The sequence below is a fragment of the Paenibacillus selenitireducens genome, from assembly GCF_002021565.1.
Taxonomy (GTDB): Bacteria; Bacillota; Bacilli; order Paenibacillales; family Paenibacillaceae; genus Paenibacillus_K; species Paenibacillus_K selenitireducens.
The window spans coordinates 154,534-180,527 of record NZ_MSZX01000002.1; the positions used below are offsets into that span (position 1 = coordinate 154,534).

23 protein-coding genes and 1 pseudogene are annotated in these 25,994 nt (G+C 46.9%); 23 read left to right on the plus strand and 1 reads right to left on the minus strand.

What is annotated here, in order from left to right; translation table 11 throughout:
• Window positions 1–282: 282 nt before the first annotated feature.
• Window positions 283–405: a hypothetical protein gene (locus tag BVG16_RS33650; protein ID WP_269845573.1), complete on the minus strand. Its 123-nt coding sequence runs from the start codon at window positions 403–405 to the stop codon at window positions 283–285.
• Window positions 406–788: 383 nt separating this feature from the next.
• Between BVG16_RS33650 and BVG16_RS04915 the strand changes: the two genes are divergently transcribed.
• The 23 genes and pseudogenes from BVG16_RS04915 (at window position 789) to phaZ (ending at window position 25,974) form a co-directional block, all read left to right on the plus strand.
• Window positions 789–1,496, plus strand: a complete 708-nt coding sequence (locus BVG16_RS04915) for a response regulator transcription factor (protein WP_078497437.1) — start codon at window positions 789–791, stop codon at window positions 1,494–1,496.
• A gap of 1 nt (window position 1,497) precedes the next feature.
• Window positions 1,498–2,433: a HAMP domain-containing histidine kinase gene (locus tag BVG16_RS04920; protein WP_078497438.1), complete on the plus strand. Its 936-nt coding sequence runs from the start codon at window positions 1,498–1,500 to the stop codon at window positions 2,431–2,433.
• Between the two features lie 141 nt (window positions 2,434–2,574).
• Window positions 2,575–3,498: an ABC transporter ATP-binding protein gene (locus BVG16_RS04925; RefSeq protein WP_078497439.1), complete on the plus strand. Its 924-nt coding sequence runs from the start codon at window positions 2,575–2,577 to the stop codon at window positions 3,496–3,498.
• Window positions 3,491–4,183, plus strand: coding sequence for an ABC transporter permease (locus tag BVG16_RS04930; RefSeq protein ID WP_078497440.1), 693 nt, complete (start codon window positions 3,491–3,493; stop codon window positions 4,181–4,183). Before BVG16_RS04925 ends, BVG16_RS04930 begins: the two co-directional genes overlap by 8 nt.
• Before the next feature lie 37 nt (window positions 4,184–4,220).
• Complete coding sequence (locus BVG16_RS04935; RefSeq protein WP_078497441.1) at window positions 4,221–4,832, plus strand: YkoP family protein; 612 nt, start codon at window positions 4,221–4,223, stop codon at window positions 4,830–4,832.
• Window positions 4,833–4,864: 32 nt separating this feature from the next.
• Window positions 4,865–5,644, plus strand: coding sequence for a polysaccharide deacetylase family protein (locus tag BVG16_RS04940; RefSeq protein WP_078497442.1), 780 nt, complete (start codon window positions 4,865–4,867; stop codon window positions 5,642–5,644).
• A 178-nt stretch (window positions 5,645–5,822) separates the two neighbouring features.
• Window positions 5,823–6,323, plus strand: a complete 501-nt coding sequence (locus BVG16_RS04945; protein ID WP_233146927.1) for an RNA polymerase sigma factor — start codon at window positions 5,823–5,825, stop codon at window positions 6,321–6,323.
• Window positions 6,320–6,763: a hypothetical protein gene (locus tag BVG16_RS04950; protein ID WP_078497444.1), complete on the plus strand. Its 444-nt coding sequence runs from the start codon at window positions 6,320–6,322 to the stop codon at window positions 6,761–6,763. Before BVG16_RS04945 ends, BVG16_RS04950 begins: the two co-directional genes overlap by 4 nt.
• 42 nt (window positions 6,764–6,805) lie before the next feature.
• Complete coding sequence (locus BVG16_RS04955) at window positions 6,806–7,981, plus strand: hypothetical protein (RefSeq protein WP_078497445.1); 1,176 nt, start codon at window positions 6,806–6,808, stop codon at window positions 7,979–7,981.
• On the plus strand, window positions 7,944–8,672 hold the full coding sequence (locus tag BVG16_RS04960) for a hypothetical protein (protein WP_078497446.1): 729 nt from the start codon (window positions 7,944–7,946) through the stop codon (window positions 8,670–8,672). The genes BVG16_RS04955 and BVG16_RS04960 overlap by 38 nt, the downstream gene beginning before the upstream one ends.
• A gap of 309 nt (window positions 8,673–8,981) precedes the next feature.
• A pseudogene (gene brnQ, locus BVG16_RS04965) lies at window positions 8,982–10,268 on the plus strand (branched-chain amino acid transport system II carrier protein); the annotation flags it as partial.
• A gap of 269 nt (window positions 10,269–10,537) precedes the next feature.
• Window positions 10,538–12,412: a heavy metal translocating P-type ATPase gene (locus tag BVG16_RS04970; protein WP_408635306.1), complete on the plus strand. Its 1,875-nt coding sequence runs from the start codon at window positions 10,538–10,540 to the stop codon at window positions 12,410–12,412.
• Window positions 12,413–12,515: 103 nt separating this feature from the next.
• Window positions 12,516–13,700: an acetyl-CoA C-acetyltransferase gene (locus BVG16_RS04975; RefSeq protein ID WP_078497449.1), complete on the plus strand. Its 1,185-nt coding sequence runs from the start codon at window positions 12,516–12,518 to the stop codon at window positions 13,698–13,700.
• Window positions 13,700–15,244, plus strand: coding sequence for an acyl-CoA synthetase (locus BVG16_RS04980; protein ID WP_078497450.1), 1,545 nt, complete (start codon window positions 13,700–13,702; stop codon window positions 15,242–15,244). Before BVG16_RS04975 ends, BVG16_RS04980 begins: the two co-directional genes overlap by 1 nt.
• A gap of 578 nt (window positions 15,245–15,822) precedes the next feature.
• Window positions 15,823–19,080 (plus strand): BTAD domain-containing putative transcriptional regulator, encoded by a 3,258-nt coding sequence (locus BVG16_RS04985; RefSeq protein ID WP_078497451.1) that lies wholly within the window; start codon window positions 15,823–15,825, stop codon window positions 19,078–19,080.
• Between the two features lie 55 nt (window positions 19,081–19,135).
• Window positions 19,136–20,419, plus strand: a complete 1,284-nt coding sequence (locus BVG16_RS04990) for a substrate-binding domain-containing protein (RefSeq protein ID WP_078497452.1) — start codon at window positions 19,136–19,138, stop codon at window positions 20,417–20,419.
• A gap of 32 nt (window positions 20,420–20,451) precedes the next feature.
• Window positions 20,452–21,249: an ABC transporter ATP-binding protein gene (locus BVG16_RS04995; RefSeq protein WP_078497453.1), complete on the plus strand. Its 798-nt coding sequence runs from the start codon at window positions 20,452–20,454 to the stop codon at window positions 21,247–21,249.
• Window positions 21,209–21,913, plus strand: coding sequence for an ABC transporter ATP-binding protein (locus BVG16_RS05000; protein ID WP_078497454.1), 705 nt, complete (start codon window positions 21,209–21,211; stop codon window positions 21,911–21,913). The genes BVG16_RS04995 and BVG16_RS05000 overlap by 41 nt, the downstream gene beginning before the upstream one ends.
• 48 nt (window positions 21,914–21,961) lie before the next feature.
• Complete coding sequence (locus BVG16_RS05005; protein ID WP_078497455.1) at window positions 21,962–22,822, plus strand: branched-chain amino acid ABC transporter permease; 861 nt, start codon at window positions 21,962–21,964, stop codon at window positions 22,820–22,822.
• Between the two features lie 21 nt (window positions 22,823–22,843).
• Window positions 22,844–23,872: a branched-chain amino acid ABC transporter permease gene (locus BVG16_RS05010; RefSeq protein WP_078497953.1), complete on the plus strand. Its 1,029-nt coding sequence runs from the start codon at window positions 22,844–22,846 to the stop codon at window positions 23,870–23,872.
• A complete protein-coding gene (locus tag BVG16_RS05015; RefSeq protein WP_078497456.1) occupies window positions 23,869–24,075 on the plus strand; it encodes a hypothetical protein in 207 nt (68 codons plus the stop codon). Before BVG16_RS05010 ends, BVG16_RS05015 begins: the two co-directional genes overlap by 4 nt.
• Window positions 24,056–25,093 carry a 3-oxoacyl-ACP synthase gene (locus BVG16_RS05020; protein WP_269845574.1) on the plus strand — a complete coding sequence of 346 codons (1,038 nt, stop codon included), beginning with the start codon at window positions 24,056–24,058 and terminating at the stop codon, window positions 25,091–25,093. Before BVG16_RS05015 ends, BVG16_RS05020 begins: the two co-directional genes overlap by 20 nt.
• Entirely contained in the window at window positions 25,090–25,974 is an 885-nt protein-coding gene (gene phaZ / locus BVG16_RS05025) for an intracellular short-chain-length polyhydroxyalkanoate depolymerase (RefSeq protein ID WP_078497457.1), read from the plus strand. Before BVG16_RS05020 ends, phaZ begins: the two co-directional genes overlap by 4 nt.
• Window positions 25,975–25,994 lie beyond the last annotated feature (20 nt).

Genomic DNA, 25,994 nt, shown 5'->3' on the forward strand with positions numbered 1-25,994 from the left:
CAAGAATGAAAATAAATGCGTTCTCACACACTTTGGACGCAATAGAAAGCATTTCGTCAATCACCACGGAGCGAGAAATGAACGGACACAGGAGACCTTAATGATGCCAAAAGTACTCAAAATGCAGGGTTAACGGACACAGCGGCTCTTATTATGCAAAACCTAAGCTATATACTCATGGTTCGAATGGAATAAGGTTATCTGTGTCCGAAGAACGGCTAATCTATGAGCATAGTAAACAATAAGGCCTCTCATGTCCGTTATACACAAAGAGCTTAAATTCTACAGAGCTAGAGTCTCTTTTATTGCAGTTGGATCATGTTCAGGTTGTTCATGGACAACAGATCCGTCCGCAAGGCGCAACCACGAGTCGAATTGCCGCTCGTCTTCTTGCAGTTGAATCATCCGAGCGCCTCGAGGGAAGTCATCCCGGTCGTACGTGTTATACCCGGTAGCTCGGACATAGCAGAGTCGCCGAGTAAGTTCCCCAGTAATAAAAAATAGACGTGCATGGCGGCGCGTCTCAAGAAAAAAAACTCAAGCATTACTTAAAGCAAATACAGGCAATGGGTTTTGAAATTCAGATTAGCAACCAAGAAGTCGGCTTTTTTAAAAAAAAGAATTAGCTGAATCAAGGAAGTCTGCCTTATTTAGGTTGAAGGTACTTTTACAGTGCCCTCGATTACTGTCCGGACGGTTACTCGATTTCATCAAGGGCAAACCAATATTTCGGAAACCTGTTATACTGTCATATATAGGAACTGCATGCGTAGAGAGGATAATGAACGATGAAGAACTCTGTTTTAATCATAGAAGATGACCATTCTATTATCGAAATGGTAGAGAGTTATTTAACCAAAGACGGTTATGATGTCACGATTGCCACGAATGGGGAAGAAGGGGTTATCCGATTTGGCGAAGCACAAGGACAATTTGATTTGGTTCTTGTTGATTTAATGATGCCGAAGCTGGATGGTATGGAAGTGATTAAGATGATTCGGGATCGAAGTCTTGTGCCTATTCTCATTATGTCGGCGAAGGATGGCGATGTGGACAAGGCGATAGGTCTAGGTTTTGGAGCCGACGATTATATCGCGAAGCCCTTCTCCATGATTGAATTATCTGCGAGAATCAAAGCGATAATACGACGCGCTACCCAATATTCGAACATCGAGATCAAAGCGGAGACAGAGCCGATGTTGATGATGGGCGATTTGCGGATCGATCTGAACAATTATACGGTATTCAAAAATGAGGAATCGCTAAAGCTTACTTCCAAAGAATTCGAACTTCTCAAATTGTTCGCAGCGCATCCGAATCGTGTCTACACGAAGGCGCAAATTTACAATCAGATTTGGAATGATGAATATTACGGGGATGAGAATGTTATTAATGTACATATGCGCCGATTGAGAGAGAAAATTGAAGATAACCCTTCCGAGCCACGGTATATTAAGACGCTGTGGGGTATTGGTTACAAGTGGGAAGGCGGTTAATATGATTCTAGTGCTTTCTGGCATCATCGTTATCTTGTTAGGGATTATTTATATTCAATATCAATCCAGAACGAATCGGAGTAAGCAATTGCATAGCTTGCGTTCGGAGATCGAGCGTATTTCATTACATGCCACGAATGAGAAGCTTTTGCTATTTACCGATGATCGTGAACTTCAAGCCCTTCTTATTGAAATTAATCGGCTGTTGGAGTCGCTTCATCAGACCTGCTCGAATTATGCCAAAATGGAAATGTCGATGAGAAAGATGGTATCGAATATATCGCATGATTTGAAGACACCATTAACGGTCGTACTTGGCTATATTGAAATTCTAGATCTCGATCCGAATATGCCAGCAGATGAACGTCAACGTATATTGGATAAAGTCCTTGCCAAAACAAAAGAGACGCTTGCGCTAATCCATGATTTTTTTGATCTGGCCAAGCTGGAATCCGGGGATAAAGATCTCCCCATGACAAGAATACAAATGAATGAACGATGCAGCACCACGATATTGGAATATTACGACTTACTTACGGAGCAAGGGTTTCATGTTCACATTGAAATTCCGGAGCATCCGATTTACGGATTCGGGAATGATGAAGCGCTGCATCGCGTGCTCAATAATCTAATCTCCAATGCGATTCAATATGGCGGCCATGGCAAAACACTCGGATTGACGCTTCGAGAAGATGAGTCATCCGTCTATGTCGACGTCTGGGATCGGGGAAAAGGTATTGACGCCTTGCACATTGACCATGTGTTCGAACGTATGTACACGCTTGAAGATTCACGGAATAAATCCTATCAAGGCAGCGGTCTGGGACTGACAATTACGAAGCGGCTGGTTGAGAGCATGGGCGGATCGATTCACCTGCGCAGCAAGCCTTACGAACTTACGGTATTCACCGTTCAATTGAAAAAAGTACAGTATTAGCTCATGGGAATGGAAATTCATTCATTTTCATGAGTTTTTCTATGTGATGCATCTTAAGAATTTTGTAAGAATGGAGTAAGAAAAAAGAAAATTACGTCTAGTAAGATGTAGTTATCAGAGAAAGCGAGAGGGGAACAGGACATGGAGCATATCGTACGAACCAATCGATTAACCAAAACCTATAAGGGGCAAGAAGTTGTCTCGAACGTAAGCATGAATATTAAAAAGGGCGAGATTTATGGTTTTCTTGGGCCGAATGGAGCAGGGAAAACGACGGTGATGAAGATGATGACCAATCTCGTCAAACCGACAAGCGGCGAGATTGAGATTTTTGGGGAGAAGTTAACACCCAATTCTTATCACATCTTGGGTCGGATGGGGACGATTATTGAATATCCGGTATTTTATGATAAGCTGACAGCTCGCGAGAACTTGGATCTGCATTGTGAATATATGGGCTTTTACAATAAGAAATCCATCGATGAAGCGCTAGAACTCGTGAATTTAATCGATACGGGGAAGAAGAAAGTGAAAAGCTTCTCCCTTGGGATGAAGCAGCGACTTGGCATTGCTCGTGCGATCACGACGAAGCCGGAACTCCTTATTTTTGACGAGCCGATCAACGGATTAGATCCCCTAGGGATTAAAGAATTAAGGGATTTGTTCCGCATGTTGTGCAAGGAATATGGAACCACGTTATTGATATCCAGTCATATTTTGGGTGAAATCGAACAAATTGCGGATACGATTGGCGTCATACAGGGCGGTCGATTGCTGCGGGAAATTACGATGGCGGAAATACATGAAGAGATGACGGATTATATCGAGATCATTACAACAGATTGCAGCAAGGCTGCTTATGTTTTGACCGACAAACTGCAATTGAACAATATCCGGGTGATTGATAACCAATTCGTACGGGTTTATGACCAGCATATACCGCAAAGCGAAATCACGAAGACATTGATCCTGAACGATATCGTGATTGACTCGATTCATAAGCGGAGCAGCTCGTTAGAGGATTACTTCTTGCAAGTACTGAACGGAGGCGGATTACGTGATTAAATTAATGAAGCTGGAATTACGAAAATTTAAAATTATGGGATATATTCGAGTGGCTGCCATCGCCAATGTAATCATTTTCGGATTCATGATGCTGATGAGTTATACGCCAGAGCTCGATGGGACGATTGTCTTTCGAGATTATAATGCCGTGTTTTCAATGATCGATGTATTTGTGAGAGGGACGTTTATTATTCTCGCCGCTGTCCTAGTGGGGCGATTCGTTATCGATGAATTCAATAGTAAGACCATTACCGTCTTGTTCATGTACCCGATCAAACGTCACAAAATCATTGCTGCCAAGTTATTGGTTGTTATCTTGTTTACGTTCGTATGCTGTGTGATTTCCATGGCATTCTTGAGTGCGTTGTATCTCATCTTCAACTCGTTTACGCACATTGTATCTGGGGAACTGACCATGACGCTGGTGATGCAGCAGGTCGTTAAATTAGGCTTCAATGCGATATCCTCAAGCTTTATGGCACTTATTCCGCTGTATTTTGGAATGCGTAAATATTCGCTCCCGACGACGATTGTATCTTCCGTGATCCTCGTGATGGTGACCTGCTCGAATAATGGTGGGTTTAACTTGAATGACATTATTATCATTCCGATTCTGCTAGCACTTCTGGGTGCCTTCATTGGATATATGTCGATACGGAAAATCGATCAGATCGATATCAATTAATTAGGCACGTTATTTTGAATGCGAGAGGAATGAGGATATGGAAACATCGTATACGAAAATCGTAGCTCAATCCATGTGGATGGTGTGGGAGAATACCTTTGATTTCTTCACAAGATTCCGTAGTGAGTCGATATGGAGATTTGGAATTTGTAAGCTAGTCATCCGAAGACATTACGGCAAACGTATTGAATGTCACGATGGCCATCAGATCGAGACTGGGGATTGGATCGGGGAGCTTCACTTGGATAATCAACAAGTCATCGAACTTTCGCGTGCCGTCGGAGCGGATCGAGCGGGGATTATGACAGCCCGTATGCTGCGCCGTGGGATGAAGCAGATTAGCCATGCCATGCAGACATCACCGGAGCTTGCGAAAGTTAAAGCGATCACGGGGATTACGCTGCTCCATCGCGGGATAATCCATGGATTAGGATTCGAGCAGCATCCGATAACATCAAAATGGGCAAAGGGGTTCACGAAGATCTATCTTCGGTACTTGCTGCGTATATTGCATCCTGAAGGAAAGCAACGCGTGAAGCAAGCGGGGGAGAAGCTGGAGCCCAGGATGCTCGTTATTTCGAAGCAAGCTCTATTCGACCGTTGGACAGAGAAGGATAAGGACAAGAATCTAAGAACGATTTATATTTAAGCGTCATTTGTGGCTGGAGAGGAGAGCATATTATGTTATTAACAGCCTTGCAACTCGTTGTATTATTTATTGTACTATATATGCTTGCACCGTTTATGATCACTAGAATATGTGGGCTAGTCGTTGTTCGCAGAGGAAAAGCAGCTAGGCAGGTGGCATTTACCTTCGATGACGGTCCTAATCCGACGTATACACCTAGACTGCTGGATTTGTTACAAGCGCATGACGTAAAGGCTACTTTCTTCGTACTCGGAAGCCAAGCGGAGAAATACCCCGAAATTATCAAGCGAATGCACCAGGAAGGACATCAAATCGGCATTCATAATTATTCGCATACCGCAAACTGGGTGATGACGCCGGGTGTAGTAAGGCAGGAGCAAGTCGAACGTACAGCAGACATTGTACAGCAGATTACAGGAGAACGCCCTACGTCTTATCGGCCGCCATGGGGGATTATGAATCTAGGAGATCTCTTCAACTTCGGATTCCGAAAGTCTTATCGCATCGTGCTGTGGTCGGTGATGGTAAGAGATTGGAAGCGATCTACCACCGCAGAACGGCTTAGACACAGGCTGTTGCGAAAAATAAAACCGGGCTCCATCGTCCTATTGCATGATTGTGGAGAAACGCTTGGAGCAGATGAAGATGCGCCGCAACAAATGTTAGAGGGATTGCAGGATGTGCTGGAAGAAGTCCGCCTGAAAGGATACAAATGTCTAAGGATCGATGAGATGACAGATAAAGAAAGGGAGAAGAACTATCAGATTGACACCGCAATAGTGAAGAAACAATATAAATCCACCATGCCGTAACAGGGACATCGAATCATGTTCCTGTTTTTTTGTGCTTTTTCGAAAATATTTGTAGAATGTGCAGGGGGAAACTATTGTATGTGCGTCTATATGATCAGGAAGGGGGGCGGAGAACATCGAAGACGAAGATATCGTACGACGAATACGGCTAGGTGATGCGGATGCATTTCGACAATTAATCGACCGTTATCGCCAGCATGTATTTCAAGTCGCGTATTCGGTCGTTCGTGATCGAGCAGATGCGGAAGATATAGCGCAGGAAGTATTCATCCAAATCCACCGTTCTCTCCCCCAATATGAGTCCAAAGGATTAAAGACATGGATATCGCGCATTGCGCTGCATAAGGCCATTGATTATAAACGAAAGTTAAATCGAAAGCAGGAAGATGCGGTTGAGAATTTAGAAGAAGCCGTCGGCAGCAGGATGTATGTGGCTAGCGGTGCCGCTGCGGATGTGTTATCCGAGGTGATCATTCGGGATCGTCAAGCCCGACTGCGTACCGAACTGGATCAAATCCCAGCTTTGCACCGCGAAATGATTGAATCGTATTACTTGGCAGAGAAAAGTTATGAACAGATCGCGATGGAGTGTGATATCTCGTTAAAAACAGTCGAATCCAGACTGTATCGAGCTAGGCAGTGGCTTAGAACCCATTGGAAGGAGGAGGATTGGCGATGACAGGCTATAATCTTGCTGATTGGTTAATGTATGTCCGAGATACCGTGAATGAGGGGCAGCGCCTGAAGATGGAGGAAGCATTGCTGAACTCGGAAGAAGCGATGGAGTTGTATCTGCTAGCCATGAATCAACTGGAGCAGGAGCTGCCGCATTTGGATGATGAGACGGCATTTACGGAACGGATCCTGCGGGAAGTATATGAGGATAGACCTGTACAGACGCCTCCGACACCTATCCGGGTGGTGCGACAACGCCGATGGTATGAACATCCCCTGTTTCATTACACGGTGGCGGCATCGATTACATGTATCTTACTCGTCAGTGGTGCATTCGATAGTTTATTGAATGAACCCAAGGCATTGTTGAATCAACCTAGCGGATCTATCACAAATTCCATTATTGAACATGCATTCTCTTGGTTGGATGCATTGAAGAAATAACAGACAGCAGACAAACGACACAAACAAAGGAGAGGATGACATTTGCAACCTTATCGCAGTAAAGGGTTAGCGTTTTTTCTGAATTTTATTCCAGGGATGGGGCATTATTATGTAGGCAAAAAGACGAAAGCGATTATCTATGCGCTGTTGTTTTTTGGAGCTCTGGGTCTAGGGTTCATGGCAGGAATCGTAACCAGAGATGACGCGCCATTTGTGTCTATGGTAATTTTCGCTTTCATCATTGGATGTATCAACATGCTGGATATGATTATTTATCTGATTCGTACGCCGTATATCCCGAATACGACAGGAACCTATGGCGAACAATTTTTGCATGCTGCCGGTCTTCAAGGACCGAATCCGATGCAGGCGAACATGCCCAAACAGGAGAACGAACGATTCTTCACCATTCTCCTGTCGTTCGTTCCTGGATTAGGGCACTTCTACTTAGGGTTAATGCAGCGGGGGTTATCCTTCTTAATCGCTTTCTTTGGATTATCAACGGTATTAATCTTCTTAACGGCCATTACGCATCAGAGCGGTTTTGCGGTATTCCTGGGATTATTGCCGATCATCTGGCTCTATTGCATGTTCGACGCGGTAAAATTCGCTCATCAGAAGCAGCGTGGAGAAATGTTGGTGGATCGGACACTATTCGATGATTTTGAGAACTATCGCGAGGAGGGCAAACGCAGCAAGATGCTCGCGATGATGTTATCTGTTCTTCCGGGTGCAGGACACATGTATCTCGGCTTGCAGAAGCGTGGTTTGCAGCTCATGGTTGCTTTTCTAGGATCGATCTATATTCTGGATTTCTTGCGATTATCTTTATTCTTGTTCCTTATTCCGCTCATTTGGTGCTTCAGTTTCTTCGATGCCTTACAGCAAATCAGCCGCTACGGACGTGAAGAATTACGAGATATTCCGATCGTGAAATGGATTGGGAATCATCAGCGGTGGTTAGGCGTGATTCTGGTTCTTCTCGGCAGCTACTACATCCTGATCCGACTTATCGTTCCTATTCTTGAAGTTCAGTTCCCAGATTGGCTTGGCCAGTATCGATACCGGATTGAGGATTATTTCCAGACCATCGTGATTGCTGTATTGTTCATTGGTGGAGGAATCAAGTTGCTAACAGGTTCGAAGCAGCGAAATCATAGGGAAGTAGGGGAGCCGTTCCATGGAAGTGAATATTCAACAACCGATAAACGCGATTGAGGAAGAGCGGTTGCAGCAGCGGCCGCGGCAAGAAGAGACGATGCCAATCCGTCGCTTCCGGGTAGGAAGTCTATCGATGGGAATCGCCCTGATCGGGGCTGGGCTCGGTGTGCTGCTGCAAACCTGGTTTGATGCCGAGACGGCAGATATATTATGGTTGTGGTGGCCTGTCATCTTTATTCTGCTGGGTTGCGAGATTCTCGCTTATGTATTATTTGCAAGAAATCGTCAGGTCCGACTTCAATATGATGTCTTAAGTATATTGATCGTTGGGGTATTAGGGATGATCTGTCTGGGAGCGACGGTACTCAGTACGACCGGATTATTGCAAGAAGTTCGACATGCAGTAGGCAGCACGGAACAGTCGGCAAGCCTCCCAGATCTGAATATGAAGCTCGATCCCCAAGTGAAGAAGGTCATTGTTCAGAGCAACCGAACGTCCGGCATCCACTTGGATACAACCCCGGACAAAGAGATTCATGTCTTTGGCACTTATCGTTCCGATCGTATAGATGAGCAGCAATCCTATCTGGCGAACGCCGTTCATGTGAAGCCGGTAGGCGACGTGCTGTATATCCTCGTTGATGAGCCCCCAATGAAAGTGATGTTCGGCAACCGTGCGGAAATCAATCTGACTGTTGTCGTTCCTACAGGGATCGAGAGTGAGATTCGCAGTAATTATCCAAATTAACCACAGGTAGTAGGGATAGGCTCAAAAATCTTGTTCCTGTCAGATCAGCAGAAAAATAGGATAGTTCGACACGAACGTGACTATATTTTACGTTGACATTCTCAATCGTATCATGTGACAATAGATAACAAACTTATTGACGTATAACTTCATGGACGAGAAGTAAGATATGATAACTGATCCAAAGATTGCAATGTATTGCTGCATGAAAATGGGTGGTAACGCGGATTAGAATCCGTCCCTTATAAGGGACGGATTCTTTGTTTTTATAGATAAGTTATGTTTAAGACGTCTAGGGGGAACAGACAGATGAAATCATTACCGAGAAGCCACGTGTTCTTCGTGGGACTTATGCTATTTTCATTATTTTTTGGTGCGGGGAACTTGATTTTTCCGCCGATATTGGGGCAGCAGGCAGGAGAAAACTTTGCGTTTGCTATATTCGGATTTATCTTGACGGGTGTCGGTCTGCCGTTATTGACCGTAATAGCAATTGCTATATCTGGCCGTGATATGCAGCATTTAGCCGGTCGCGTACATCCGAAGTTTGGTATTGTATTTGCCGTTATCGTATATCTGTCCATAGGCCCATCCATGGGGATACCGCGTGTTGCTAATGTTGCTTTTGAGATGGGAATGCGATCATTTGTCCCCGAATCGTTGCGAGCAAGCAAATGGGTGCTCCTTGCTTTTACGTTTGTTTTCTTCTGTCTCGTGTACTGGTTATGCCTAAACCCATCCAAGTTGGTACTTCGCATTGGTAATGTATTAACGCCATTACTGCTTCTGTCAATCGCGGCATTGTTCATCGCTGCAATGATGAGTCCACTAGGGGAGGCGCATCCTGCTGTTCAAGAATATGCGGCGTCACCCGGATTCAAGGGATTTATGGAAGGTTACTTGACGATGGACACGATTGCAGCGCTCGCATTTGGAATTATCGTCATCAATGCGATACGAGATACAGGTGTTCAAGATAAGCGAATGATTACGAAAGCAGCCGTTCAAGCCGGAATCATTGCGGGGGTTGGCTTATCCTTGGTATACGCGGCACTCGGATTTATGGGAGTCACTAGTGTAACGGAGCTTGGCTATGCGCAAAATGGAGGACAGCTGTTGACGCAGATTGTACAACAATTATTTGGTCAATTCGGATTAGTCTTGTTGGCCGTCATTGTTGCACTGGCATGTCTCACAACATGTATTGGGTTGGTGTCCGCATGCAGTCAATATTTTTCAACCTTAATCAAGCGCCTCAGGTACAATCAGATTGCTTTCATCATCTGTGTATTAGGATTATTGGTTGCCAATCTTGGATTGAATACGATCATTTCGATCTCAATCCCGATCTTGCTCGTTATTTATCCTGTATCCATTGTGATTATCCTGTTGTCTTTCTGTCACCGTTGGTTTGGTGGACGGGCTTCGGTATATATTGGCGCTTTGATCGGCACGATGCTCGTTAGCTTATTCGATGGTTTGAAGCAAGCGAATATTCCCGTAGAATTCGTTACGGAATGGTTGAAGCATCTTCCATTGTATGAGCAGGGAATCGGTTGGATCGTGCCTGCTGTGGTTGGTGGAGGGATCGGGTTTTTATTCGGAATAATACGCCCTCATCCTTCGCAGGATCAAAGAAACCTTTAGATAAAATAAAAAATAGATGGAATCGTGATCATACCGCATGACGTCATCTCCGCAGTATGCTATACTGTGAGTGAGAAAGTTGCCCTAATACAAAAATGATGGATACGTACAAAAAATGATATTCATTCTCAATCATGCTGTCCCTGCTTGCAGGGGCAGCATGATGTATTTTAGGGGTATTAACAATAACTTTCATTCTCAATTAGAAGGAGTGAATGATGATGAACATCAAAGAATGGGTTGTGCGAAATGGAGAACTTGCTGCTTCTGTCACAGGGGGGATTTTAACAGCGATTGCATGGGCGACAAGCCATATTCACGAGGATGCGGCGATTGTTCTCTATATACTTGCCTTTATCATTGGCGGGTTCTCCCAAGCTAGACAAGGCGTAAAAACTTTAATTCTAGAACGTGATCTGGATGTGAATCTTCTCATGATTCTCGCGGCCATTGGAGCGGGTTGCATTGGTTACTGGGCAGAAGGAGCCATTTTAATTTTTATATTCTCATTAAGCGGAGCTTTAGAGACTTATACCATGGCGCGCAGCTCGAAAGATATCTCGGCATTGATGGATATGAAGCCTGAAATGGCTGTTCGGTATCGTGATGATATCGAGGAAAAGGTTCATATCTCCGAACTAGAGGTTGGCGATGTCATCATTGTTCGCAATGGGGAGCGAATTCCAGCAGATGGGACGATTCAGGAAGGGCGTTCGTCGATTGATCAAGCATCCATTACGGGGGAGAGTATCCCGGTCGATAAGGAAGCGGGCGATGAGGTATTTGCAGGGACGTTGAACGGAGAAGGGGCTTTATATATTGAAGTAAGTGCATCCAGTGAATCTTCTCTCTTCGCGAAAATCATTGCTCTGGTACAAGAAGCACAGAGCGAGATGCCCAAATCGCAGCTTTTCATGGAACGTTTTGAACGAATATACGCTCGTGTTGTGTTGGGGATAACCGTGGTTTTGATGCTGGCTCCTCCATTACTGATGGACTGGACTTGGAACCATGCCATCTATAAAGCGATGGTCTTCCTTGTGGTAGCTTCGCCTTGTGCTTTGGTTGCCTCGATCATGCCTGCAATGTTATCCGCAATCTCGAATCGGGCAAGAAAGGGCGTTTTGTTCAAAGGCGGGGCGCATCTTGAGAATCTAGCTCGGGTCCAAGTCGTGACCTTCGATAAGACAGGTACGCTGACACGCGGTCGTCCTGTGGTCACGGATATGCTGATGTTTCATGGGATATCGGAATCCGAATGCTTAACCGCAGCCGCTTCCATTGAATCGTTAACGACACATCCGCTTGCGCGGGCGATTGTTGCGAAGGCAGGAGAACAAGGACTCACATTGGAACGCCCGACGGATTTTCAAGCGGTTACAGGTTGGGGCGTACAGGCATATGTGCAGAGCGATTTCTGGTCCATTGGCAAGCCAGGCTGGTTCGAAGAAGCTGAGATATGTGAGCAAGTGAGGAAAGAGCTGCACCGACTAGAGATGGAAGGTAAGACGGTCATCGTGATCCAACGAAATGACACCATTGCAGGGTTGATCGCGCTGCAAGATCAGATTCGACCGGAAGCTCAGACGTTGATCAGCCGATTGCATACGCTAGGCGTAAGAGCAGCCATGTTGACGGGGGATCAAGAGAAGACAGCGCATAAAATTGCGAAAGAAGCGGGGATTGATCTCGTGTATGCGGAATTGTTGCCCGAGGATAAACTTCGTATTATTAAAGAACTTCAAGCGCAGTACGGTCATGTCGCCATGGTTGGAGACGGGGTGAACGATGCGCCGGCACTGGCCGTGGCGAACGTTGGCATCGCAATGGGGGCAGCGGGTTCGGATGCTGCATTGGAGACCGCAGATATGGTGCTCATGAATGATGATTTGGCAAATATCGAGAGTTCCATACGCCTTGGGCGCAAGATGAACCGTGTCGTTAAGCAGAATATGATATTCGCAGGAGCTGTCATCCTTACGCTGATCTTCTCCAACTTTGTGAGTAATATTCCGCTGCCGTTAGGCGTTGTGGGTCATGAAGGCAGTACGATTTTAGTCATTCTAAACGGATTACGGCTGCTGCGGCAATAACGATGAACGTAGTTGAATCGCCTCACGTGAGGCTTGTAACCGATTTGTAACTCGCTTGTTGTTAACTGAAACCATCTTAACTTTATACGTAGAGGTGGATGACGTGGGAGAAGCAGTAATAACAAGTGCAGTTCGTACTCCAATCGGCAGCATGATGGGAGTGTACCAGCAAGTTTCTGCTGTTGAGCTTGGTGCGCTCACCCTTCGTGAAGCGATGGCAAGGTCGCAGATCGAGTCGGGACAGGTAGAGCAGATCTGGATGGGCAATGTGTTGCAGGCAGGGGCAGGGCAAAACCCGGCAAGACAAGCTGGATTCATGGCGGCTGTTCCCGTACATGTTCCTGCCGCTACGCTTAATTTTGTGTGTGGGTCCGGGCTAATGGCTGTGATGCTTGGCGCGCAAAGCATTCGTGCGGATGAGTCGTCGATTGTTTTAGCTGGAGGTATGGAGAATATGTCGCAAGCTCCTTATGTGCTTAAGCAAGCAAGAGGCGGCTATCGGATTGGGGATGGCCAGCTTATCGATAGTATCATGCATGATGGATTACGGTGTGCGATTGCAGACGTACCTATGGGTGTGACGGCAGAACGATTGGCGGAACGCTTTGCTATTGGACGTGACGAGCAAGATGCATTTGCCTTATCTAGTCAGGTGAAAGCTGCACAGGCTGTTGCTGAACAATGTTTCGCAGAAGAACTTGTGACCGTGCGTTATACCGACCGCAAGGGCAGCACGGTTACGGTTGAACAAGATGAACACCCGCGAGCGGGGATGACGCTTCAAATTCTCGGTAAATTAAAACCGTCTTTCGAACAAGGAGGCACGGTTACGCCTGGGAATGCTTCGGGCATTAATGACGGAGCAGCAGCTATCGTGTTAAGTTCGGAACAACGTGCCCGCGAACTTCATCTTCAGCCCATAGCCCGCATCCGCGGTTATGCCCATGTCGGCATTGAGCCGGAATGGATGGGACTCGGACCGGTTCCAGCTATCCGTAAAGCGCTGCAACGCGCTGGGTTGCGTATGCAGGATGTAGATCTCTTCGAGCTTAATGAAGCGTTCGCAGTTCAGACGCTTGCCGTCATGCGAGAGCTCGACATCGATCCAGCGAAAATCAACGTACATGGCGGCGCGATTGCGCTCGGACATCCCATTGGAGCAAGCGGAACGCGCATCCTGGTCACCTTATTGCATGCGATGAAGCAGCGTAATGTCCGAACAGGGGTGGCGGCCTTGTGTGTTGGCGGGGGCCATGGGATCGCCATCGTCGTGGAGGCGATGGCGTGATGAGCATGAATAAGAGTGAACTGCAGGGTGTCGGCAGCAGGGATAGAGATATTGCGATGGATTGGTTTATGAAGCGCAGTCTACAGAACGGGGATCGTATCGCTGTACAAGATGGAGAATCGGGTCAAGGATGGACGTATGCGGAGATGGATGTCCGCGCTTCGAGAATCGCGTTATTTTTGCGACAACAAGGCGTATCCCTTGGCGATCGAGTTGGTTTATTCGCGCCGAACGATGTCGCCTACGTGGATTTGTTATTCGCGTGTCGAAAGATAGGGGCCATCTTTGTTCCTTTCAATTGGCGTCTATCTGTTGCAGAGTTGAATGGGATCATTACGGATTGTACGCCTACTTGCATATTCGTGCATCCTGCCCTTGAAGAAACGGTGTCTTTGTTAAGCTTGCACGGCGGAACGCGGGTTGGTCTTCAGGATGAGGCGTATCAACTTGCGTTAGCGGAAGGTGAATCGCTGGCAGATCCCGTTGAGTGCCATATGTCGCATGCTTGGATGATGATCTATACCGGGGGAACGACAGGGAAACCGAAAGGAGTTATCCTGAGTTACGAATCGGTCCTTTGGAATGCGGTGAACACGGTGATCAGCTGGAATTTAACCGCAGATGAAATTACCCCGACGTACTTGCCGATGTTTCATACAGGAGGATTAAACGCCTTGTCGCTGCCTGTTCTGATTGCGGGTGGAACCGTCGTTATCGCCAAATCCTTCGATGCGGAGAGTGTCGTCAAGCTATTAAATCAAGAACGCTGCACGATCGCTTTGATGGTACCTACGATGTACCACATGCTCATTAACTCAGAAGCATTTGAACAGTCATCCTTCCCAACGATGCATACGTTCATTTCCGGGGGGGCTCCATGTCCACAGGCGGTGTATGAAGCGTTTGCCCATAAAAAAATTGCCTTTAAAGAGGGTTATGGTGCCACCGAATCCGGTCCGAATAATTTTGTTATCGATCCAAAGGATTCGTTGCGCAAATCGGGTTCCGTGGGCCGTCCGATGATGTTCACAGAAGTGAAGCTGATGCGTGGACTCGTCGAAATAACGGAGCCGCATGAAGTTGGCGAAGTCGTATTATATGGCAAGCATTTGTTCCAACAGTATTGGAAGCAGCCAGAAGCCACGCAAGAAGTCCTTAAGAATGGTTGGTTCTATACAGGGGACCTTGGGAAGCGGGATGAGGAAGGCTTCTACTATATTGTTGGACGCAAGAAGGATATGATCATCACCGGCGGGGAGAATGTCTATCCGCAAGAGGTTGAGAAGTTGATCGAGAGCCACCCTTATGTTAGAGAAGCAGCGGTGATCGGCGTGCCGGATACGAAGTGGGGCGAAGTCATCGCCGCTGTAGTTGTGCTTCAACCGCTGGGAGAATTGACGGCGGAAGAGCTAAAGGCGTATTGCAGCTGTCGAATCGCGAAATATAAAATTCCCAAACGGTTCCGATTTATTTCGGAATTGCCTAAAACGGCTGTTGGCAAATGTGATAAAAAAGCGCTGGTGGCTCTTTTTTTACCACAATAGAATTTATAACTTTTCGGGAGATAGCCGAAATCAAATTAGGGTGACGGTACCACGGAACGAGAAATTAACGGACTCAGGAGACCTTAATGATGCCAAAAGCACTCAAAATGCAGGGTGAACGGACACAGCAGCTCTTATTATGCTAGACATAAGCTAAATACTCATGATTCGAATGGGATAAGGTCATCTGTGTCCGCAACAACGGCTAATCTATGAGTATAGTAAACAATAAGGTCTCTCATGTCCGTTATACACAAGGCGCAACCACGAGTCGAATAGCCGCTCGCCTTCTTGCAACTGAATCATCCGAGCGCCTCGAGAATCAAGGGAGCATGACTTTGTCTTTCTAGCACCATTATAGCCACATTAGGATGCTTTTATTTTCGTATAAACCACCTTGCTTACGAAGCGAGTTTTGCAAGCAAAACTTGTAGGTCGCTCAACCTCGAAAGGGCATCGATAGAGGTTTTCTCACCACAATAGAATGTAGAATGTGTAGAAAGTGCAGGAATACTTGGTGCAAACCAAGTATTTTTTTTATACAATGAAAGGAGAATTCTGGAAATTGGAGGGTGTAGATGAAATTAGAAAGCCATGTGTTGAAAATGAAATTGACACCGCCACCCGTGAAGAAGCATATGCTGCGCCGTCCTCAGTTGACGAAGAAATTAAAGCGATTGACGGATTATCCGCTAACGCTTGTTCATTCTGGACCGGGATACGGTAAAAGTACTGCGTTGTCTGGATATATACGAACTGCTGATGTACCTTATGCATGGTACGGAATATCTTCACAGGATGATGATTTATTTCCATTTATCATGCATATGGTCTATGCCATACGTCAACGAGAAGAACGGTTTGGTGATTCTGTCCTCGGCGCTCTGCAACAAGAACACCACGCGATGCGAGATTCGGAGATTTATCGGCTGGCAGATCTATTTCTTAATGAGTTGACACACATGAGCGGGGAATTGGTGCTTGTATTAGATGATTATCATAATGTAGAACATAGTCAAGAAATCGAATGTTGGATGCAATATGTATTGCGGTATTTACCGGACATAGAGCCCTTTCGGCTTGTTGTCGTGAGTCGTACCCGGCCGGCTTGGGACGGGTTGCTTGCCTTGAAAGTGCGTGGCGAAATGATGGAATTGACCCAACATGATCTGGCCTTCAGTGAAGAAGAAATGGAAGTCTTGTTCGCTGACAATTACGAATATCCGCTGACCAAAGCTCAAATTGCACAGATCTATGAGAAAACCGAAGGTTGGGTCATTGCGATTCAATTATTTTGGCAGCGCTTACTTGTGGCGGAAGGCGATATTTCGCAAGTATTGAAAAAGCCGCTGCAGCCGATGGATGATTTATTTCGTTTTCTTGCCTTGGAATTATTTCATAAACAGCCGAAGGCCCTGCAATTATTTATGCTTCAGACATCCATTCTGGATTTGATGAGCGAGGAACTTTGTGATGCCGTGTGTGGTTATGGAGGCTCTCAAGATATGCTGAAGCAGCTTAACGCCAGGAACTTATTTCTGACGCAAGTCGACGACCGTCAATATCGCTACCATGCCTTATTTCGTGACTTTCTAATCGGAGAACTTCGCAAGCACACCGATTTGTATATCCTGCTTCATCGAAAGGCAGCTGATTATTTTACCACGCAGGGCCAGAGTGATCTCGCGCTGTTACATCTGGAAGCCGTGGGTGATTCCGAGCAAGCCGCGAGGCTCATGCATGTGCATGGGCCGGATATGATTCGCAGAGGGCATTTAGAACAATTGCTAACACGTTTACAGCGTCTGCCATCATCGAACAAACAACAATATCCGTCGCTATTTGTATATGAAGGGGATATCTATCGGTATCGCTGTATCTATGATAAAGCCTTTCAAAGCTATATTGAAGGGGAGCATATCGCGTCGAGTCATGGCGATGTGATCACACAGAGCTTATCGTTGCAAGGGCAGGCACAAATTTATTTGGACACGATTCAACCGGGAAAAGCGGAGGTCTTGCTGCTTCGTGCAATTGAATTGATTGAATCGCTGCGCGGGGAAGACGTTGCGCAAGCCGTTCGACTCTATGGATTGATGGCAGAAAATCTTGTGAATTCTGGTCGAGCAGGTGAAGCAGAACGATGGTATGAACGCTGTTTAGCGATGGATCCCCGATTTGAGGATGTACTGCTGGAATCGAGATTACGTTTGCGAACGGGAAGATTGTTGGAAGCGAAAAAAGTGCTGGAACGTGCCAAACGGACGGATGAACAAGGCTTATCCAAAGCATTGTCGCGTTCTCACCGGGAAGTCGGGTTGCTGTTATCGCTGATTGAAAGCTATAGCGGTGAGCCCTTAGCTGCCAAAGCCTCCGCTGAATCCGGCATGATGCAAGGGATCCGGTTGAATGCACCTTACGTTGAAGCCTGCGGTTGGATGCGTATGGGGCATGCGGCAGAGCTGTTAGGCCAATATGATAATCAGGTAGCATTAAACTGCTATAAGACATCCTTAGGGATGATGGAAAAGCTGGATCTACCACGCGGCAAAGCAGAACCACTAATGGGGTTGTGCTTGCTGTATGGGCGAGAACGTTCGATGGATTTAGCGTTGCAATACGGTCGGCAGGCATTAGCTGAAACGGAGAAAGTCAGCGATGGTTGGCTATCTTCATTTATCCGGATCGGCATGGGGATTGCTGTGTATTATGCACAGCAGTGGGAGGATGCGCGGGACATATTTCAGGATTGCCTGATGCGCTTCGAACGTTGCGGAGATCGATTTGGCATGACGGTCACATGTATGTGGCTTGCGAGCACCGCATTTCGTATGGAAGACGATGGGGCATTTGCTGCTTGGTTCGAACAGAGTTTGTGCCTTGCGGAAGAGGGAGGCTACAGCTTCTTATTCTTACAGCGCACATTATATGGACCTTCGGATCCACAGCAGCTTGTTCCACTATTATTGGAAGCCAAACGACTTCATCTTTGTAAAATGTTCGTGTCCTCCTTGTTGTTCACGCTGGGTATGGATCATTTAATCTACCATCCCGGGTATACACTACGTATAGAAACACTCGGGGCATTCCGTGTGTGGCTGGGCGATCAAGAGCTTGGTGAGAAGGATTGGCTTCGCGGAAAGGCGAAGGAGCTGTTCCAACTGCTCGTAACGAAGCGGCAGCGTCCGCTCGGGAAGGAAGAAGTATTTGGGATGCTGCTTCCTGCATTGGATGAGAAGTCGGCGAACCGTGATTTCAAGGTGGCACTGAATGCACTGCAGACTGCGCTAGAGCCGCATCGTCGCGCACGATCGAATCCCTATTTTATTATTCGTATAGGGACTGCTTATCAGTTGAATCCGAATGCAGGCTGGAACTTGGACACGGTGGAGTTCGAAGAGCGTGTGAAGGAAGGACTGGAGTCTGACCATGCGGAAGAAGCCATTCATGCCTTGGAACAAGGCCTTCAGCTGTATAAGGGCGATTACATGCCAGAGCGGCGATATGACGATTGGTGCATTGAAGAGCGGGAAAGACTGCAAGTCCAGTACTTGCGAGGCGCTGAACGCTTGGCACAACTCTATGAAGAATCCGGGCAATATAACAAATCTATTCGTTGGTGTGAGGCGATGCTTCAAAAGGACGTCTGCTGGGAAGAAGCTTATCGTCTGCTGATCCGATGCCATGTTCAACTGAACAATCGCAATCAAGCAATGAAGTGGTATAACAAATGTGTAACTGCCTTAGAACAGGAGCTTGGCATTGAACCGATGCCGCAGACGAAGGAATTGTATCTTAAGCTGACGGATACGCAAGGAAATGTAACTCATTTGTAACTAAACTCCTTTATGATGATCTCAAACAAGTCGTAAAGGGGTTTTTCTTTTGTCTATGAAACTTATCACAAGAAAAGCAAGTGTAATGCTGTTGTTGAGTTTACTCTTCTTGGTCACGGCATGTGGGAATAGCGGCAGTGAGGCAAAGACAGAAACAAAGACAGAAACAAAGACAGAAACCAACCAGACACCAACGGCAACGAAAGAATCGGAACCTGCAAAGGAGTTACCGCCGGTGAAAATCGGTGTATTGGCATCGTTGACAGGTGCGCTAGAAAGCTATGGGAAGCAAACGGTGCGAGGATTTGAATTAGGTATTGATTACGCGACCGAAGGAACGAAAACGGTTGCAGGACGCAAAATCGAATTTATTGTGGAAGACACCGAGACAAAGCCAGATGTAGCGGTAAAAAAGGCAACAAAGTTACTAGAAACCGATAAAGTCGATTTCTTAGTTGGTTCCTCAAGCTCCGGGGACACCTTAGCTGTGTTACCGCTAGCTGAGGAATATAAAAAAGTCATGGTCGTAGAACCTGCCGTGGCAGACAGTATTACAGGCGCGATGTGGAATAAGTATATTTTCCGTACGGCGCGCAACTCATCACAAGATGCGGTAGCAGGCGCGGCAGCGATTGCGAAGCAAGGAGTTAAAATCGCAACCTTTGCACCGGATGGCGCATTCGGCCGTGACGGCATTGCGGCATTTAAGGAAGCAGCGACCAAGCTTGGGGCCACAATTGTGGAAGAGCAATACGCGGATGCAACGGCTACCGATTTTACTGCAAATATTCAAAAGATTGTTAAAGCCAAACCGGATTACCTCTTCGTGGTCTGGGCAGGTGCGAACACACCTTGGAAGCAATTGCAGGATATGAAGGTGCAAGAGCAAGGGATTAAATTATCGACAGGAGCACCTGACATCGCGGCTTTAAAAACGATGCAAGAGCTTACCGGCATGGAAGGCTTCTCGGTGTATTACCATACCCTGCCTACGAATGATGTGAACAAATGGCTTGTTGAAGAACATAAGAAACGCTTCAATGGCGAAGTTCCGGATTTGTTCACGCCAGGGGGCATGTCCGCTGCCATATCGATTGTGGAAGCCGTGAAGAAAACCAACGGAGATACGAATGCGGATCCATTGATTTCAGCGATGGAAGGCATGTCGTTTAATACACCCAAAGGGACTATGACGTTCCGCAAGGAAGATCATCAAGCACTACAAAGCTTATATGCGGTGAAGCTGGAGAAACAAGACGGCGTGGATTATCCGGTTCCTGTACTCATTCGTGAATTATCACCGGAAGAGACAGCGCCGCCTATTCGAACGAAGCCATAGTACCCATAGATGTGAATAAGGGAGAGACGCGCATGGATCCGATTTTACAGACGGAGGGTTTAACAATCGCGTTTGGCGCTTATACAGCGGTAGATGATGTAACGTTGGCTGTGCCAAGAAATCACTTTAAATCGATTATCGGGCCGAATGGCGCAGGCAAGACGACATTTTTTAATTTATTAAGCGGGCAGCTTAAGGTAACCCAAGGAACTGTCAAGTTCAAAGGGCAGGATGTATCGGCGCTTCCACCATTTGCGAGAACAAGGCTAGGGATGGGCCGATCATTTCAAATCACCAATGTATTCCCGAAATTAACGGTACTTGAGAATGTCCGGCTTGCGGTTCAATCGCAAGCCGGAGTTCGGTTCCATATGCTGCTTCATTACCGCAGCCGTCGCTTTCGCGTGTTCGAGGAAGGGGCATTACATCTGTTGGATATGGTATTGCTAGGCAGCAGACGAGATACCCTTGCGATGCATCTGGCTCACGGCGAGAAACGCAAGCTGGAAATTGCGATGCTGCTTGCCTTGCAGCCTGATTTATTGCTATTAGACGAACCGACGGCCGGGATATCGCTTGAGGAAGTTCCAGCGATCCTTGAAGTCATCCGCCGTATCAAGTCTGAGGGGGATCGAACGATTATGCTCATTGAACACAAGATGGAGATGATCCTCGATTTATCGGATAGTATCACCGTGCTTTTCAATGGCAAATTACTTGCAGATGGCACGCCGGAGGACATCATGAACAATGAAATGGTGCAAACAGCATATTTAGGAGGGTTGTATGATGACGCTGTTGCAAGTCAAGGACATGCAGACGTTTATTGAGCAGTACCATATTCTCCAAGGCGTGACAATGGACGTTACGCCTGGTGAAATCACGGTGCTGTTTGGGCGTAACGGTGCGGGCAAGACAACAACCCTTCGTTCGATTATGGGCCTTCAGCCGGCATCGAAAGGCAGTATTCATTGGAAAGGCGAATCGATTGAACGTCTTGCGACGTATCAAATTGCCCGAAAAGGTATTGGATATGTCCCTGAGGATCAGAGCATGTTCTATGATTTGACGGTAGGCGAGACGATGAGAATTGCGATGCGTCGGCAAGATGACAGGACTATGGAACGGCAAGAATGGATTCTAAATGTATTTCCTGATTTACGAACCTTTTGGAACCGTAAGACTGGATTATTGAGCGGTGGACAGAAGCAGATGATGGCCATTGCACGTGCGTATGTAAATGATAACGATTTGCTGCTTATCGATGAGCCGAGTAAAGGACTCGCCCCCATCATGGTTGAGAAGCTGATGCAATCGATTGAAATGATGAAGGCGAAGACGACCGTGTTGCTCGTGGAGCAGAACTTTTTCATGGCTCAGACGATTGGTGACCGGTATTACATGATGGATGAGGGCAAAATTGTTCATCAGGGCTCGATGCAGGAGCTGCGCAACAATGGAGAGATTCGGCGGAAATATCTCGGGATTGCTTAGCTCGTTGCAGGACTCGTTGCAGGATCGCGTAAGGAAGGAGGAATTGCAGTGGATGGTGTCATTAATTTGCTGGTGAACGGATTAGCAACAGGGATGCTTGTATTTTTGCTTGCCGTTGGATTGACCTTGATTTTCGGCTTAATGAGCGTGTTGAATTTCGGGCATGGCGGATTGTTCGCTTGGGGAGCTTACGGCGGGGTCTGGCTCTATGGAGTCACGGGCTCTTTTGTAGCGGCGCTGATCGGCGCGGTTGTCATCGGAATGGCATTGGGTTGGATGATGGAGCGTTGGGTGATTCGTCCGGTTTACGGCAATCATGTGCAGCAAATTCTTGTTACGCTGGGTGTTATGCTCGTGTTGAGTGAGATGTTGAAGGTCGTATGGAGTCCAAACCCCTTAAAGGCCGATGTCCCTCCGCTCTTAAGCGGCAGCTGGGAAATAGGCAGCGTGATTTTGATTAAATATCGGTTGTTTGTCATTGTGATTGGTTTGCTGGTTTTCTTAGCCGTCCAATTGGTGTTGAAAAAGACGAAAATCGGACTCATTGTGCGTGCGGGCGTCATGAATAAAGAGATGGTGCAGGCATTGGGTATTCATATTCGAACCATTTTTACGCTGGTGTTTATGGTAGGCGCGGGGTTAGCTGCTTTAGGAGGCGCTTTGCTTGCACCCTATTCGGGCGTGATCTTTTCTGAAATGGGGATGCAGTTCGCGATCCTAGCTTTTATTGTCGTTGTCATCGGAGGAATGGGCAGCATTCAAGGCTCCATGCTCGCAGCAATACTCGTCGGTCTATCGGGATCGTTCCTCGCTTATTATCTTCCGGAGCTGTCGCTTGCAGGGAACATGTTATTAATGGTCATTGTGCTATTGATTAAACCATCGGGACTATTCGGGGCGAAAGGGTGAGAGACATTGCTGCTTCATAAAATGGGTCGAAATCCCGTTCAACTCGGAGGGGCTCTCGTACTTATGGTGCTCATCGGGTTACCGTTTGTTACAGACTCGCGTAGTTTCTTGATGATGCTGACTCAAATTTTTATTTTTGCAGTCTTTGCGATGAGCTATGATATTTTGCTGGGATATACGGGAATTGTGTCGTTCGGTCATTGTATGTTTTTTGGCGTTGGAGCTTATTCGGTCGGGGTCATGATGAATGAAAAAGGGGCCGCCATTGGATCGTTACTGCTAGCCATTCTGATTGGCATGGTCTTATCCGCGCTTCTCAGTTATATCGTTGGCATGCTGTCTCTTCGATTAAAAAGTCATTTTTATGCCATGCTCACCTTGGCATTCTCAGGACTGCTGCTTGTATTAGCGGAAAAATGGCGCAGCGTTACCCATGGAAATGACGGTTTTACGTTTCAAGTGCCTGAGCTGATCAAGGATCGAACGGTATTGTATTTTATTGCACTTGTCATCATGGTGCTGGTGTATCTGGGGCTGCGAAGATTTATTCATACGCCTGTGGGACGTGTATTGCAGGCGGTGCGAGAAAATGAGCAGCGGACAGAATCGCTTGGATTTGAAATCGTGCATTACAAAGTACTGGCAAGCATCGTAGCTGGGATCACAGCAAGCTTGAGCGGATCGCTGTATGTACTCACCTTGCGATTTGTAAATACGACGGTTTTCAGTATGGATATGACATTGAATGCGTTATTAATGACGATTATCGGCGGGGTAGGCACGCTCATTGGTGCCATCATCGGCGCATCGATTATTGAGTTTGCCCATCACTGGTTAACGGAGCTCGCGAAATTTCATCCGATCTTTGAACGGTGGATCATCTTCTTCGGATTACTCTATATCCTTGTTGTGCTGCTGTTCCCGGCTGGAATTGTCGGTACGTTGAGAAGCAAATGGCATAAATATCGGAAAGCCAGGCCTCAAGATACAGACCCATCCGGAGTCTCAACCGAATCCGAATCCCAAGGGAAGAAGGTGAATGTGTCATGAGTGAATCGCCATCGACAGTATCTTCATTTGTAGTGCGATGCAGCTCCGTCCAAACGCCTCAAGCGGATGAGACGATGTGGCGTGTTCGCGTGACACATGTGCAGAGTCAGGAAGAATGGACTGTGATGTCACTATCGGAAGCGATGGCAACGATTGAAAAGGTATTGGAGAGGGGGAAGCAGGTTGACGGAGCAGGAGGATAAGCACCTTGCCGTAGGAATTCGCAGTACTGCGATGTATCTCCCTGAACAACGAATCACGAGCGCAGAAATTAGCGCATTATCGGGTGTGCCTCAATCGGTGGTCGAGACAAAGCTTGGCATTATGCAGAAGCCCATTCCAGGCCTAGAAGACCATCCTTGTGAAATGGGGATTCGAGCAGCGAAATTAGCGATCGAACGAGCGGGAATCGACCCGATGGATATCGATGTCGTGATTTATATTGGCGAGGAATATAAAGAATATCCCGTTTGGACCGCGGCATTAAAGCTTCAGGAAGAAATCGGAGCCCGTAATGCTTGGGGATTTGATGCGGCGCTTCGGTGCGGCACCACGATCATGGCATTGAAGCTGGCGAAGCATCTGATGCAAGGAGATGATCGTATACGTCATGTTCTGCTGGCAGGGGGCTACCGCAATGGGGATTTAATCGACTATCGCAACCCGCGCACGCGGTTTATGTTTAATCTAGGTGCTGGCGGCGGCGCGATTCTGCTGCAGAAGGGTGCTGGGATGAACGTTGTATTGGAGACATCACTGAAGACGGATGGTGCTTTCTCAGAAGATGTAATTGTCAGTGCAGGTGGCACCAAGCAGCCTGTGACGATGGAGATTCTTGCAGCGGGCGGGCCTTATTTTGATGTACCGGATCCGGAAGGGATGAAGCGACGGCTGGAGGAGAAATCGATGGCGAATTTCCTCGAAGTGGTCCGAACTTCCGTGAGAGACAGTGGGTACCGCGTCGAAGACATTGATTTTATCGGGATTCTTCACATGAAGAAATCGGCGCATGATTATGTTTTGGAACAGTTGGGGTTGACCTCGGAGCAGACCGTATACCTGGATCATTACGGACATATCGGCCAATTTGACCCGATCCTTTGTCTGGAATTAGGTATCGCCGAAGGGAAGATTCGTCCCGGCAGCGTGGTTGTCTTAGTATCTGCAGGGATTGGTTATGCGTGGGGAGCTGTCACCATCAAATGGGGGGATAAAGCATGAATATAACGTTACAAACGGTTGATCTGCCGAATGGAGAAACACTTGGTTACCGTGTGCGTGAGGGAGGGGATGAAGTATTACTCCTTGTACACGGGAATATGAACTCATCGCAGCATTGGGACCTTGTCATGGAACATATAGATGCTAAGTTTACCGTCATCGCCATAGATATGCGAGGTTTTGGAGTATCCACCTATCAAACACCCATTACATCTTTGCAGGATTTCACGGCGGATTTAAAGATGTTCATTGACGCCATTGGACTCGAGCGTTTCGCGCTGATGGGCTGGTCGACCGGGGGCGGTGTTATTATGCAGTTTGCTGCGGATTATCCTGAACAAGTGAGCAAGCTGATCTTGCTGGCTTCCATGTCGACGCGCGGGTATCCATTTTTTGCAGAGCATGCTGACGGATCCATCGACGTGTCGAGACGTGTAACGACATATGAGGATATCTGTTCATTGCAATACAACCGAGTGAAGGTGGAAGCGAATCGGAACCGGGACCGGGAATTTAACCGGATGCTGTACAATGCGGTGATCTATGATCGCCATCAACCTTCTCCTGAGCGTTACGAAGCCTATTTAGATGATATGTTGACCCAGAGGAATTTGATGGATGTTTATCATGCATTGAATCGATTCAATATTAGTCATACCGACCATGAAGCAGGATGCGGGACAGGAGCGGCTGCTCGTATCCAGGCACCGATGCTTGTTCTGTGGGGAGAACACGATAAAGTCATTACCGAGTCGATGATGCGAGAGTTGATCGGGGACTTAGGGGATCGCGCCAGACTATGTATTCTAGAAAATTGCGGACATTCGCCTCTGGTGGATGATTTGCCTCAATTGTTGAAGCATATGGAAGACTTTCTGTAGAAATAAAGGCACGAATAGGA